Here is a 14108-nt window from a genome sequence, read left to right on the forward strand (position 1 = left end):
AAGCCATTAATTTTTTAAAAACTTTTAAAAACGATAAACATAATCCGTGCTCCAAGTAACATAGCTTTCAAAAATGCCCCTAGGGATTTTTGCTTGTAAAACCCTAGCACTTTCGCAAGTCTTTAGCTTCTTTAAAGAACAACTAGGAGCGTCGCCATGAACGCTCGCGCTCAATTCTAGCGTGTGGCGCTTATCGCCCATTCTTAGCCCTAACGAACCATAGCCCTGAAATTGCGCCAATTGCACTAATATATCACCAAAATCTTTAAGAACATTGGCTGTTACGCTCTCACCCCCTAGCCTAGCCCCTATAAAATAACCGATGAAAAACTTCTCATTTTCATACACATTGTGTAAAAAATCTAACAAAAAGCTGTAAGTTGACATTGTTATCATACCACCATTAAAAAAAGAAACAGGACTTATTGTGTCTATGGGTATCACTCCAAATAATGATTGTTGGTATTTATCTTTTTCCATGTAATTGCCCGCTTTATAGGAATATTGGAACCCTCCCCTAACGCCAAAACCCATTTTTTTAATCTTAACAGGAGCGATATACTGATACCCCACCTTAAAATTAAAGCCGTTTAAGATTGTGCTGGGATCTTTTCTTTCTAAGGGTCTTCCACCCAAGAAGTGAGGCAGCAAAACAAAACTATCTTTATAAGCTAAATTCCATGAAAACATCCCGCTATAGCCAAGACCGGCAAAAAAAGCACTTTTATCCACTCTTTGATGTTTAGCCTTAGCTTTTTCTTTCGCTAAAGCTTCTTGAACCTTCTTTCCAACGAGTTCATTAAGCCCGCTCTCATCTATAGCGTGGCTAAGATTAAACCCTAGCACAGAATAAAAAGCCAAAAATAAAAATTTGGTTTTTAAAAAATGGGGGGGGTAACTTGCATACCCTTTCCTTGATTGAAAAATTGTTTTAATATTTTGAATATTGTAAAACATTGAAGCTTAAATTAAAAGTCTTAACAATATTATTGGATAAGAAATTACTTTTTATAGGCATTAATGAGCGTTTGTAACGATAAAAATCAAGCGTGTTGGTTTGATTGGATTTAATGGGTTTGATTAGAATGGGTTAGATTTGAATGATTGTATCTTAAAGTCAAAACCAGAGACAACCCTAGTCAAGTTGCCCCTAGCCACACCGATATTACTCGTGATGCCCGTGGCAGCAACCTTCTTCTTGATGATGACTATCGCTAGTGCTGCAACAACCTTCTTCATGATGAGAGCTGTGGTGGTGATGGTGGTGTTCACCGCCATGATAGTGGTGGTGGTGTGTGTGGTGGTGATGGTGGTGATGCCCGCCGTGTTGTTCTTCATGGTGTGCCATGATGACTCCTTTGATTAAAAATTTAAATTCTAGCTCACTGGCTAGGATTTTATTCTACAATATAAAATCTAATTAATTGTTAATGAAAGAAAATTTAGCACTAATTTTTAATCCATATTCCCTAAATTTTGAATTATCGCTTGACTAAAACCAACACCTCCCATTAGAAAAAAGACAAACACCACAAAAAAGAGTTTTCAAATTTGCTGAGAGAGTTTTTTCTCTCTCAATTGCCCGCAAGCTGCTTCAATATCCAAGGCTTTAGACTCTCTAATGGTGCATAATAAGCCTTTGGAGTTTAAAAAATCCGCAAACATTCTAGCGCTCTCTAAGCTAGGGCGTTCAAACTTAGAGCCTTCATGCGGGTTGAATAAAATCAAATTCACTTTGGATTTAATGCCGTTTAAAAGTTTTAAAAGTTTTTTAGCGCAATCCAGGCCATCGTTTAGATCTTTAATCAAAAGGTATTCAAACATCACTCTTTTGCGCTGTTCTAAAGGCCATTTCCTCACTTCATTCAAAACGCATTCAATGTTGTATTTTTTATTCAAGGGCATTAAAGATGAGCGCGTTTTGTCATCTACGGCGTGTAAGGATATGGCTAATTGCACGCCTAAATTTTTGCCCGCTAAAATGGGGATTTTATCGGCCACGCCACTCGTGGAAATCGTGATTCTTTTAGGCGAAATTTGCATGCCGGTATTGAAAATCTCAACCGCTTTACACACCTCATCTAAATTGTTCAAAGGCTCGCCCATTCCCATAAAAACAATATTGAGCGCTTTTTCAATGGGGAGGTTATTGTCTTCTTTAATGAGTAGGGCTTGCTGGATAATTTCGCTCGCTTTGAGATCCCTAACAAAACCGCCTTTTTGAGTGAAACAAAACGCGCAACCCACTTGACAGCCTATTTGACAAGACACGCACACGGTGTATTTTTCCCCCTCTAAAATAGCGTTCGTCTCTTCGTCAATCTTTTTATCCTTCATTTTCAACAACACCGCTTCAAAAGTGTGGTTGTCTCTTAAAGATTTAAAAAGGTATTTTTTAGAGCCATCAACGCTCTCCCTCACATGCGTGATTTCTATCGTGCGCAAAGTAAATTCTCGCTCCAAATAAGCGATAAAATCTTTTGAAAAATTATTTTGCATGTCTTTAAAGCTTGTTTTATACTTCGCATAGAGCCACAAATAAAGCTGTTTAGCCCTAAAACTCGGTTTTAAAAGTTGACTCAATTCATCTAAAGTGAAATCATAAATGCTAGCTTTCATGCTTTAAGCCCTAATTCTAAAAGTTGGTGCAAGTGCAAAACCCCTAAAACCTTATTATGATCATCTACGCACACTAAAAGCTGGATCTTATGGCGCTCTAAAAATTCTAACGCTTCTAAAAGAAGAGCGTCTAAATTCTTAAAGCTTTTAGGTTTTAAAGTGGCAAAATGCCTCACCTCGCTCTCCAAGCTAAGCCCTTTTAATAGTGCCCTACGGACATCGCCATCGCTTAACACCCCCACAAGCTCGTTAGCCTCATTGACTAAAATCGCGCTGCCCAAGCGTTTTTCACTCATTTCTATGAGCGCGTCTTTAAAACTTGTATTAGGAGCGATTAGGGGGAGGTTCGTGGTTTGCAATAAGTCTTTAACCTTGACAAAAAGTTTTTTGCCTAAAAGCCCGCCCGGATGAAAGGAAGCAAAATCTTCTTGGCTGAAGTTTTTCGCTCGCATCAAGCATGCCATTAAAACATCGCCTAAGGCTAGAGTTAGGGTAGTAGAAGTCGTTGGAGCGGTGTTAATCGGGCAAGCTTCTTTTTTAATTTTCAAGCTCAAATAATAATCGCCAAGTTTGGAGAGCGAACTATTAGGGCTTTTAGTGAAAGTGATGATTTTATGGCTTAAGCGTTTTAAATGGCTCACTAGATTCAATAATTCTAAAGACTCGCCTCCATAGCTAATCATTAAGATCACATCGTTTTTTTCCACCATGCCCAAATCCCCATGCATGGCTTCTGTAGGGTGTAAAAACACGCTCCTGTTACCGGTGCTTAGCATGGAAGCCGCGATTTTTTGCGCCACTAAAGCGCTCTTACCCACGCCCACTATCACAAGCTTACCCCCTTTTTCTTGGCTTTTTAAAATGAGCTTGACAATCGCTTCTAAATCGTTAGGTTCTTGGAATTGTTTAACGCTTTCTAAAAGTGCACTCGCTTCATCTTTTAAGACTTGCACGGCGATAGCGTTGTAATCAGGTAGCATGGACATGACAAATAATAGCCGGGTATTTTCTAAACTTTTTAAAGAGTGCTTTTCTGATGAAATTACGAGTGTGATCTTCTAATTTTTTAGGGTTATTCAAAATTTCGGCGTTGCTGGATTTTAATAACACCTCTAATCCCCCTTGAATTTCTTTCATCAAATGCTTTTCATCTTTAAAGCCCACAAGCCCTAAACTGGAAAATTGAGAGCTTTCTAAAAGTGCTTGCTTGTTTTTATTCACAAAAATCGTAGCCACAAACACCCCCAAGCTAGCGACTTCTTCTCTTTGTTGCACGATGCTTGTATCAATACTCAAATTGCTTTGGTTATCCACATAGCTTTTCCCGCTTTTAATCGTGCCGACTTTTTTAATGAACGCAGGGCCAACTTCCACTTGATCGCCATCTTCCATTAAATAGATATTTTTTTCAGGCACCCCGCAAGAAATAGCGGTTTGCTTGTGGCGCGCAACATGGTTGTATTCACCATGCACGGGTAAGAAAAACTTAGGCTTAATGAGTCTTAACATGAGCTTTTGCTCTTCTTGGGCGGCATGCCCGCTCACATGGATATTGTCAAATTCTTGATAAGCCACTTTAGCTTCTTTTTTGATCAAAAAATTCAACACCGCTGAAACGCTCGCTTCATTGCCAGGAATGGCTTTAGCAGAGATAATGACTAAATCGTTGGGTTTGATAGAAATGTGGCGGTGCTCATCAGTCGCCATGCGATAAAGCGCGCTCATGGTTTCGCCTTGTGAGCCGGTCGTTACGATTAAGACTTCATTATCCGGGTATTTAGCGACTTCATTGGCTTCAATAAAGGATTGATAAGGCAAATGGATATAGCCTAATTCTCTGGCGATGTCTAGGTTTTTTTCCATAGAGCGCCCGATCACAGCGATCTTGCGGTTGTATTTAATGCCGTATTGTATGGCTTGATAGACCCGGTGGATATTGCTAGAGAAGGTGCTCATAATCACCCTCCCTTGCGCTTCTTTAAAAAGGGTGTCAAAAGCCGGCGCTATGGTGCTTTCACTCGGCGTGGTTCCGGATTTATGGGAGTTAGTGGAATCGCTTAAAAGAAGCATCACGCCCTTTTCGCCATAGTGCGCTAAACGATACAAATCCGTGGGCAAATTATCCACCGGAGTGTGATCGATTTTAAAATCGCCGGTGTGGATGATCGTTCCGGCTTTAGTTTGGATCGCTAAAGCGTTGCTGTCAATGATAGAATGCGTGATGTGGATCCATTCAATGATAAATTCGCCCACGCTAATGGGGCAACGCTTTTCTACGATTTTAAAATACGAGCGGTATTTTTTCAAACCATGTTCGTCAAACTTGCTCCCAATCAGCCCCAAACTCAAAGGCGTGCCATAAAGGGGGAATTGCAACTCTTTAAACAAATAAGGCGTGGCCCCTATGTGATCTTCATGGGCATGGGTGATGATAATGCCAGCGATTTTGTCCTTGATTTGGTGCAAGTAGGAAAAATCCGGGATTAAAATATCCACACCAAATAGCCCCTCTTTAGGGAAGCTCATGCCCGCATCAATCACGATCGCGCTTTTTGGGGTTTCAATGACCATCATATTCCCCCCAATCTCGCCTAAGCCCCCTAAAGGCGTGATTTTAACGCTCGCTTTAGAGTTTAGATTCATCTTATAATGCGGGTTTAAATGCTCCACTTGGATCTTGTTATTGGCTTCAACGCCCTTTTTTAACTCCTTATGAAAGCCTAAAGTCCCTCTCTCATTCACATGCAAAATTTCCGTAACGCCCTCTACTTTGTTGCTATCCAATTCTTCTTGGGCGTAATTTCTAGTCTTTTGGGGGGTGTGTTTAGCTTTGTGGTGGTGGTTTGGTTTTTTGTTGGGGTGGCGCTCTTTTTTATGGTGCGAAGGCGTTTCATGGTTTGAAGACTCTGCATTTTTTTGCACGTTTTCTCTAAAATGCTTTTTGCGGTTAGTGAATCGCTCAAACGCCCCAGCTCGCGCCTCATGATGAGCTTTTGAGTTTTCACTGCTGTTTTCATTGTTTTCATAATGGTTGTTATCAGTCATAACGATTATTCCTTTCAATTTTTTAAAAAGGCATTAGCCTTTTAAAAGATAATTTAAGAGCTTGAGATAATCTTTTATCTCAGACGCTCTCACGCTTGTTGGTTGGTTTTCTAACGCTAAAAAATCTAACACCTTATCAAGCTTTTCTCTATAAGAAACGCTTTTTTTAAGATTGTTTGAAAGCGTCTTCCTGGGAGATGAGAAACAGGCTTTCAAAAAATCTTCTAATGTTTCAAACCCTTTTTGCAGGGCTTCTTCAAAAAATGGCGCTTGGAGTAATGAAGCCAACGCCTTTTCTTTCAGCGGCTCTTTGATCACTTCAAACACGCTAGAAAACACCTTTGGAGGCGGGCTAAACGCGCTGGGTGGCACATCAAACAAAAGGGTAGCGTTCCCTATTGCTTGAGTTAAAACGCTTAAGGCGTTCTGTGAATCTTTAGCGCAAAATTTGAGCGCCACTTCCTTTTGTGTCATCACCAATAAGCCCCTGCATTTAGGGTCTTTGAGCGCGTTTAAAACAAGCCTGGTAGCGATATAATAAGGCAAATTAGAGATCAAAAAATAAGGCTCTTCTTCTTTTAAAAAAAGAGCGTCTTTTTCCACTAATTCTAACCCAAAAGGCTTTTTTTGCACCTTTAGTTTTGATCGCATTTTTTCGCACAAACTGCTATCTATCTCATAAGTCTTTAAAGGATAGCGATCCAACAACTTAAGAGTCAAATCCCCTAGCCCCACGCCAATTTCAACTAATTTCAATGGGTTCAAAGGGGGCAAAGCATTAACAATTCTGTCTAAAAACGACTCGTCCGTTAAAAAATGCTGTCCTAAAGACTTTTTAGCTACTACCATAAGAAGCACTTCTAAAACTCCTCATATCATACCTTAAAAAGGGGATTTGTCTTTCCTTTTTAATGCAACTTCTTTATTATAGCTTTTTTCATTCAAAGATGTTGGTAGTTTTGACAATAGAAGCGCTTAAATTGGTGCTCGTATTAAAAATTAGTATTAAAATCTTTTTCGTTAATAATTGGTTAGATTTCGCATTATAAAATGAAATCCTAGCCGATGAGCTAGAATTTAAATTTCAATTAAAGGAGTCATCATGGCACACCATGAACAACAACAACAACAGGCTAACAGCCAACACCACCACCATCACCATGCACACCACCACCATTACTATGGCGGCGAACACCACCACCATAACGCGCAACAACACGCCGAACAACAAGCAGAGCAACAAGCTCAACACCAACAACAACAACAAGCACACCAACAACAACAACAAAAAGCGCAACAACAAAACCAACAATATTGATTGGGGCGTTTGTGGGGGCAGCCTTAGGGCTACTCCTAGCTTTTAACCCTTTCTTTTAATCTAGTAGATCTATCCGTTTAAACTAACCCTTTTAACTCCATTAGATTTTTAAACTTTTAAAATTCCTCTTTTTTATGATTGTCAAATGGCTCTGTTTTCTATCCAATAAAGATAAACTTTATTAATTGAGTGGTCGTAATGGGGCATAAAAACTTTGTCTTGCATATCTGGTGCGATCTAGGGGTGTTTTAAGGGGGGTTGTTGTAAAATCTCATCACGCCCCATAGTTGCATTATGGGGCAAATCACCTTAAAAGGAGCATGTTATGTCAAAGCCACATAACAAACGCTCTTGGAGATCATTATACTTTGAGTTTGCTTTTTTGGGGCTTAAAGTGATCGTTTCTGTGAAACGCTGATTTTTCTAAGAGCGTTCCCCTGAGTTTAAAAGCTTAGGGGTTTCCTTTATAAGCGGGTTTGTCCTTGACTTTTGGGGCGTTGATCATTTTGTTGTAAAACTTATTTTTTTAAGGGAATAGAAATAATTCTCCCCTCTATAAACTAAATCCCCTCATAGAGTGCTTTTAAAAAATACCGCTTGCTCTAGCTTTTTGATTATTTGTCTTAAAAACTACTCCCTTAAAAACCCGTATTCATAGACTTTAGGCTGTAGATCTTTAGCTAAGTCTTTTAAAGCGTCTTGTAGGTTAGCATAAAGTTGTTTGTAATAAGTATCTTTTGCTTTCATAGGTGGGTTTAACTTGCCTTGTGCGTTACGCCCTTGAAAAAACTCTTTAATATCATACAAGCTCACATTAGCGTTATAGTCGTTCTTAGTGAAATCTTGGGCGTGGTAATAGCGATAAATTTCACGCCCTGCGTTAAACACACTTAAAGCATTCTCGCTAAATTTTAGGGGTTTAATTTCTTTGTTTAGCGTTTCAAAGAGATTGTTATTCTGTGTTTGTTCTTGTAATTTACCCTTTAAAAAGTCTAGTAACACATGACTAGCGTATCTTTCTTTAGCCCCAACTTCTTCTTCATCAAAAGGTATGAAGTGGTTTGTCCCTTGAGTGCTGGTAATGCGGTTTTGTGTGTGAAAAAGCATGAAAGCAAGAGCGTTGTTTTTAAACTCGTTATCATCTTGCCATGCATCATTGTAGGGGGCGTAAAACTGGTCTCTATCGTTTTGCCATGTGGCTTTGATGCAATGGCGGACAGAGAAGAATACAGACACTAATAATATTGTAGTTGTAATGATTGGAAAATATTTTACATGCGATTGTTCTGATTTGTCAATAACACTAATATGGACTAAATTTTGATGTTGAAAGCTATTGCGACCAGGATCTAAATAACCAAGAATAGTATCTTTTTTTGTTGGCTGAAACTTTTGTAAATAGTCTGCTAAAAATAGAACCTTATTGCACGAGTGTATATTTTTATACCCCAAAAATTCGCCAAGCGAGTCAAACACTTCTAAATTGAGCGCGTTGGTTGGTTTTAAGGGGGGGGGTAGCGGTATCCCACACCAAAAAGCCAATAGGGAATTGCCCTTTCACATTATCAAAAGTGTCTGCTGGCACCATAAAGCCCCCCTTAAACTCTGCTTTAAAGACTTCTCTAAATTTTTTAAAATTAGATCCTTGCAAGTTTTTCAACTTTGAAAAACTTGCAAGGATAACGCCGTTTAATTCTTTGTAAATACGCATGAAAAATTGAGCGAAAACTTCATTATTAGCCTTGCCTAATTCATTTCTATATTTTTCACAGATGAGATTGTCTCGTGCCACTTTGGCTTTATGTTCGCCTGTGCCACTCATCTTAGATTTATTACCCGCTTCTGCATACGGCGGATTGATATAGATAATGAGCCTTTTTCGTTTCTCTTTGTCTTTTAAGATTTCTTGCAAGCTTTTTGGCGTTTTATCGCTGAAAAAGTCATCGTTTAAAAAGTCAAATTGAAAGACATGGTTTTCTAAAAGCTTCGCTCCATTTTTAATGCGTTCTTTCACGATTGACACATCGCTTTTATCCAAAGTAGAGAGATATAAATTCGCTTTGTTAATTAAGCCACTCAGTAAATTACCAGTCCCCCCAGCACAATCCCAAATGATGTATTCATCTTGATAATCTTGCCCTAAGATTTTGGCTAAATATTCTTGGCTCTTTTCTACCCAAATCTTAGGGGTGAAAAACGCCCCCTTTCTTTCTCTAATATCATTTGAAACCAGTAAATCACGCCTTTCTATGATGTAGTCCCAAAATTCTCTTTTAGGCGGTCGTTCATAGATGTTCCAAAAGGTTTGGTGGGCTTTTTGCTTGTCGTTAAATGAAGTTTCATCAAAATTAAACGCCCCAAAATTATTTAACTTCTTATTGAATTTGTAATGATTGACTTTTAAAATGGTGTTAAGGCTTTCCAAAATGGTCTCATTACTCTCGCTTAATAAATCCGCTAAGTAAAAATCAGCGTCCAAAATGCCTTGTTTTTTAGCCTGTTGCCACTCAATAGAAATGCTAGGCTTAACATGTTCTACCCATTTGAAATACGCATGCACGAAATTATTCTTATCTACAGGAATTTTAGAGCGTTTAGAATAGAGTAAATTATCTTTAATAAAGGCTTTGAGTTCTTTATTTTGAGTTTCATAATCAAAGATTAAAGCTTCTTTTTCTAAGAGTGGTGTAAGCTCATTGAGTAGGTGTTTAAAACTCTCGGTGTTATGGTTGCTTGGAGTTACAGAAAAATCTATATCGCTTCGTGTAAAAATAAAATCCAGTTTGTGATATTCCACAAAAAGAAAACTAAACGCATCAAACGCCCCTAAATATGGTGGGGGGAAATGCGTATAAAACTTATACTTACCTATTGTTAGAATGAGTTGGGTTAAAGATTTAAAAAGCTCGCTTTTACCTTTTTTGCCCTCAGCCCATAAAATCGGCTCAACCCACAAAGGCTTGCCTTTGTTCTTATGGCTGTAAGTGATGATAAAATCAATTTTATCTCCGCTAAAGTCAAAGTTTTCAAAAAAGGCTTTGGCTACGCTAGATTTTAGGGGTTCCTCATTGAGGTTGCTGAAATCTAAAAGCATTCAAAACACCACCGTTTTGTTTTCATGCACAAACACCCGATCTTCTAAAACGAGTTTTAAAGCCCTAGCCAAAACCAGTTTTTCTATATCCTTACCCGCTAGGCGCATTTTTTCCACGCTGTAATTGTGGTTAATGGGCAGAGTGTCTTGTATGATAATTGGCCCAGCATCAAGGCTTTCATTCACAAAATGTGCCGTGGCCCCAATGACTTTCACGCCCCTTTCAAACGCTTGCTGGTAAGGGTTGGCCCCGATGAATGCGGGCAAGAAACTATGATGGATATTTAAGATCTGATTTTCATAACGCTTCGTAAAATCATGGCTTAAAATACGCATGTATTTGGCTAAAACGAGCAGATCCGCACTCACTTTGTGTTTTAATTCCAGGTCTTTAATGATTGCCAAAACTTCTTTTTCATGCAAAATTTGATCAACACAAGGCGCATAAAAATAAGGGATGTCAAATTTTTCCACTAAAGGGCGTAAAATCTCGTAATTAGAAATAACGCCTAAAATTTGAGCGTTCAATTCCCCTCCATACACCCTTAAAAGCAAATCCCCTAAGCAATGGCTCTCTTTAGTAGCGAGTAAAATAATATTTTTTTTATGCGTTAAAATGACTTCAATCAATAGCTCGTTAAAGTTTTCTAAGGCTTTAAAAAGAGCCGTTTTTAAGGATCGCTCTTCTTGCTCTTTAATTTCAGTATTCAAGGGCTTCATTTCTTTTTGGATTTTTAGCCGCATGAAAAAGCGCTGTTTTAAGGGATCAACAAATTCATCGTTTTTGACGATGTTATAGCCCTTGTTAGCGATAGTGGTGCTAATCGCGCTCACCAAGCCTTTAGAGTCTCTAGCTTGAATTTTTAAAATAAATTCTAACATCTTCATCTCATTAATAATTGATAGCCAAAGGCTTGCGTGATGATATTACTCGCTGATTGCGTGGCTTTTTCAATGAAGCGTTCCATAGGGCTTTTTTCTAGCCAATAAGCTTTTTTAACCTTACTCAATTCCATTAAGCGATCTTGGGCTTGTTTGATCGTGCTGATTTTATCAATGAGTTTTAATTTTAGAGCGTTTTGAGCGCTAAAGACCTTCCCTTCAGCAAAATCCTTATAATCCTTAGCGTCTAATTTTCTGGCTTTAGCGACATCATTCACAAACATTTGGTATTGCTCATTGACTAAATTTTGCAAAAAATCTTTTTCGTTGGGTTTCCATGCCCTGGTGAAAGTGCCTATTTCTTTATATTCGCCCGCATGCACGCCTTGAGTGGCTACGCCGACTTTATTGAGCAGATTTTCCACATTCGTGCCCGAAAAAATCACCCCAATGGATCCTATCAAACTCGCTTTAGAGGCATAAACTTCGCTCGCTTGCATGCCCGCATAATAACTCCCGCTCGCCATAATCCCCCTAGCATACGCTAAAACGGGCATTTTTTGCTTCAAATCAGCGATTTTTTCGCTCAATTCCACGCTCGCTGATACCGCCCCACCAGGAGAATCAATCAAAAGTAAAACGCCCTTAATGCTAGGGGTTTTTAAGATCTTATCCACTTCTTTGTCAAAATCCTCCGTGCTAAAAATCGCCCCATTTAAATAGAGTTTAGCGAGATTGGGCGGGACGCTTGGCGTGCTTTCTTTAGCACTAAAAAAGACTAATACAATCAATAACAGCACAAACGATTTGAAATACTTCGTGATAAAATCTAAAGGCATAATGATTAAAGCCTTAAAGATTTTTTGAATGAAACTCCACATGCAGCTTTTCCTAAACTTAATATTTGACCATAAGAGTGTATTATACTTCAAATGTTTTAAGGATTAAATCATGGCGTGTAAATTTTGCCCCAAGATCAGAAAAACAGATTGGATTTTTATTTTAATCGCTGCTTTAGGCTTTTATGCAGTCAATAAACTGGGGTATGCACCCAAATTCACCCCCACTTCAAAGCTTTCACGCCCTCTTCCACACCCCATTGAAAAGCCTAACAATATGACCGAAGAAGAAAGGAAAAAGCGTTTTATAGAGTTGCAAAAAGAATGCTTACTCCATAAAGACAAGAAGGCGTGCGAAGAGGTTTTTTAGATTGCATTTGTTGTTTTTTTGCGCTTTTTAAGGTCATTGTAATTTTATACGCCCTTTTTCGTTTGTAAAAAGGCTTTTTTTAGCGGTGATTTTTAGCTATTCCAACAGCCCCTAACACCCCAAAATTCAAGCGCTCTTAAGCTAAGTCTAAGTCTACTATAATCAAAGGATTTTAAAGGGAACTAAAAATCGTATTTATAATTTATAAATGTTTAGAATGAGTGAAAACATTAAAAAAACCATAAAAGCTTTTAAGGTTGATTTAGATAGTAGTAAAAATCAAATTATGTTAAAACCCATTGCACGCTCTTTTAACAACCAAGCCCATCAAATTAATGAAGCGGCTGAAAAGATTCACGAACTCATTAAAAACGCCCCATATTCTAACGACAACATCGTTTTAAAACGCAATGAAATCAAAGAAGCCTTTTTTAGCCCGTTCAAACCGCAGTTAAAAAACGCTCAAGTGTTCCTCTCGCACTCGCATGCAGATAGGAATAAGGCTTTAGAGGTTAAAGACTATTTGGAAAGCCAAACAAAACGCAAAGTGTTTATCGATTCGCTTTTTTGGGATTATAAAGACGATGTCTTAAACAAATTAGCAAGATACGATGATATAAGCAAGATTGAAGACGCTTTCACGCTCATTCTCAGAGAATCTTTACAAGATATGATTGAAAAATGCCCCTATTTCGTGTTCTTACAGAGTAAGAACAGCGTTTCCAATCAAGGGCTATCACAAATCACTTATTCTGTATGGATTTATGAAGAATTAAGAATCGCTCATTCTATTAGTGAGAGTCGCCCAATTCCAATGATGGAAAGCATGCAAGTCTTTCATGATATATCGCCATTTTTAGAAAGTTTTGAGACTATAACCCTTAAAAAACTATCGCAACAAATCAATTCATAGGAACAAGCATGTTTTTTAAAACTTATCAAAAATTACTGGGTGCGAGCTGTTTGGCGTTATATTTAGCAGGCTGTGGGGGCGACAGTGGCGAACCACTAGTTGGGATTGAAAAAAATAGCTTCAATTCTACCTTGAAAATCATTTCTAAAACCGACAACATAGAAATCCAAGACTTGAAGCTCAATCGTGGGAATTGCGAGCATGATAAAAATTTCTTGGTAAAGTTAATACAAGAAACAGCCAATACATACCTGTTTGCATCAGAAAAAGAAAAAGCGATTAAAAACCACCAAGCAAAAATCGCAAGACTTCAAAAAGATTTAGAAGAACTCACACAGCATGTGCAACAATCCAATAATCTTGATAAATTGTTAGAAAATGAAGGACTATTCGTTAGTGGCCATGATTATAAATATACAAAAGATGATAACCCAATATATGTTGTTAAGAGAATGCTTGATAACCTTGATAGCTATAAATATGAATCAGAGGTGCCAGATTTGAAGCTATTGATTATTCTAAACGATATAAGAAACACTATTGAATACACTAAAAACCCCAAAGACTACCCCTATATCAACCTTAAAGAACTCAAAAAATTAATAGATAGTATTGTTGATAATAATGGCAATTCAGCCGATGGCTTTTTAAATGAAGATAAGATATCAAAAAAAGGTCTCCAAAGCCTTGCTAAACTAAAATCCATGTGGCCTAGCGTAGGGAAATTTTATTTCGCCTATTTGAAAGAGGCTATCCCAAGGCATGCCAAAGAAATTACTGACAAGATGATTAGTTCTGAAGAAAAGTCTATCAAAGCCAATCAAGTCGAACTCACTGAAGCGACGCAAGGTATTGACAAAATGGAAAAAATCATTAAAGATTTAGAAAGCAAGAAAAACACCTTATCAGTGTATTTAAAATTTGGAGAAAGTTTCACAGCGCATTATAAGTGTCAAAATCTCATAGAAGTTGGAGTCAAAACCGACAAAGGCGCTTGGACTTTTAACTTTGACAGATGAATATCAAAC

12 protein-coding genes and 2 pseudogenes are annotated in these 14108 nt (G+C 38.1%); 4 read left to right on the forward strand and 10 right to left on the reverse strand.

The annotated features are described in order from the left end of the window. Positions 1 to 24: 24 nt before the first annotated feature. From HPOKI112_RS06935 to rsmA, 7 genes and pseudogenes are all read right to left on the reverse strand, one after another. Positions 25 to 861 (reverse strand): outer membrane beta-barrel protein, encoded by an 837-nt coding sequence (locus HPOKI112_RS06935; protein WP_025276398.1) that lies wholly within the window; start codon positions 859 to 861, stop codon positions 25 to 27. Between the two features lie 219 nt (positions 862 to 1080). Continuing rightward, positions 1081 to 1278 (reverse strand): hypothetical protein, encoded by a 198-nt coding sequence (locus HPOKI112_RS08505; protein WP_232728594.1) that lies wholly within the window; start codon positions 1276 to 1278, stop codon positions 1081 to 1083. Then, positions 1229 to 1348, reverse strand: a pseudogene (locus tag HPOKI112_RS08680) (hypothetical protein); the annotation flags it as partial. The gene HPOKI112_RS08505 and the pseudogene HPOKI112_RS08680, both read right to left, overlap by 50 nt. A 197-nt stretch (positions 1349 to 1545) precedes the next feature. Continuing rightward, on the reverse strand, positions 1546 to 2619 hold the full coding sequence (gene rlmN / locus HPOKI112_RS06945; RefSeq protein ID WP_025310020.1) for a dual-specificity RNA methyltransferase RlmN: 1074 nt from the start codon (positions 2617 to 2619) through the stop codon (positions 1546 to 1548). Next, positions 2616 to 3605 carry a KpsF/GutQ family sugar-phosphate isomerase gene (locus HPOKI112_RS06950; RefSeq protein WP_025310021.1) on the reverse strand — a complete coding sequence of 330 codons (990 nt, stop codon included), beginning with the start codon at positions 3603 to 3605 and terminating at the stop codon, positions 2616 to 2618. The genes rlmN and HPOKI112_RS06950 overlap by 4 nt, the downstream gene beginning before the upstream one ends. After that, positions 3589 to 5664 carry a ribonuclease J gene (locus HPOKI112_RS06955; protein WP_025310022.1) on the reverse strand — a complete coding sequence of 692 codons (2076 nt, stop codon included), beginning with the start codon at positions 5662 to 5664 and terminating at the stop codon, positions 3589 to 3591. Before HPOKI112_RS06955 ends, HPOKI112_RS06950 begins: the two co-directional genes overlap by 17 nt. Before the next feature lie 33 nt (positions 5665 to 5697). Further along, positions 5698 to 6513, reverse strand: a complete 816-nt coding sequence (gene rsmA / locus HPOKI112_RS06960; protein ID WP_025310023.1) for a 16S rRNA (adenine(1518)-N(6)/adenine(1519)-N(6))-dimethyltransferase RsmA — start codon at positions 6511 to 6513, stop codon at positions 5698 to 5700. 253 nt (positions 6514 to 6766) lie between these two features. On the opposite strand from rsmA, the gene hpnL reads away from it, so the two are divergent. Beyond that, entirely contained in the window at positions 6767 to 6982 is a 216-nt protein-coding gene (gene hpnL, locus HPOKI112_RS06965) for a nickel-binding protein HpnL (protein ID WP_080276276.1), read from the forward strand. Positions 6983 to 7612: 630 nt separating this feature from the next. Here hpnL and HPOKI112_RS06975 read toward each other — a convergent pair. The 3 genes and pseudogenes from HPOKI112_RS06975 to sppA all read right to left on the reverse strand — a co-directional run bounded on the left by HPOKI112_RS06975 (position 7613) and on the right by sppA (position 11839). Beyond that, positions 7613 to 10076 (reverse strand): annotated as a pseudogene (locus HPOKI112_RS06975) (hypothetical protein). Beyond that, entirely contained in the window at positions 10077 to 10958 is an 882-nt protein-coding gene (gene purU, locus HPOKI112_RS06980) for a formyltetrahydrofolate deformylase (protein ID WP_015428328.1), read from the reverse strand. Positions 10959 to 10960: 2 nt separating this feature from the next. Further along, positions 10961 to 11839: a signal peptide peptidase SppA gene (sppA, locus tag HPOKI112_RS06985; protein WP_025310025.1), complete on the reverse strand. Its 879-nt coding sequence runs from the start codon at positions 11837 to 11839 to the stop codon at positions 10961 to 10963. 70 nt (positions 11840 to 11909) lie between these two features. Here sppA and HPOKI112_RS06990 point away from each other — a divergent pair, with 70 nt between their 5' ends. The 3 genes from HPOKI112_RS06990 (at position 11910) to HPOKI112_RS07000 (ending at position 14099) form a co-directional block, all read left to right on the forward strand. Continuing rightward, the gene (locus tag HPOKI112_RS06990) at positions 11910 to 12167 is read left to right on the forward strand and encodes a hypothetical protein (RefSeq protein ID WP_025276406.1); all 258 of its coding nucleotides are present in this window, start codon (positions 11910 to 11912) and stop codon (positions 12165 to 12167) included. Between the two features lie 217 nt (positions 12168 to 12384). Next, complete coding sequence (locus HPOKI112_RS06995; protein WP_025276407.1) at positions 12385 to 13080, forward strand: toll/interleukin-1 receptor domain-containing protein; 696 nt, start codon at positions 12385 to 12387, stop codon at positions 13078 to 13080. Between the two features lie 8 nt (positions 13081 to 13088). Continuing rightward, complete coding sequence (locus HPOKI112_RS07000; protein WP_025276408.1) at positions 13089 to 14099, forward strand: hypothetical protein; 1011 nt, start codon at positions 13089 to 13091, stop codon at positions 14097 to 14099. The last annotated feature ends 9 nt before the right edge of the window (positions 14100 to 14108 follow it).

The sequence above is a fragment of the Helicobacter pylori oki112 genome (genome assembly GCF_000600085.1).
GTDB lineage: Bacteria > Campylobacterota > Campylobacteria > Campylobacterales > Helicobacteraceae > Helicobacter > Helicobacter pylori_CY.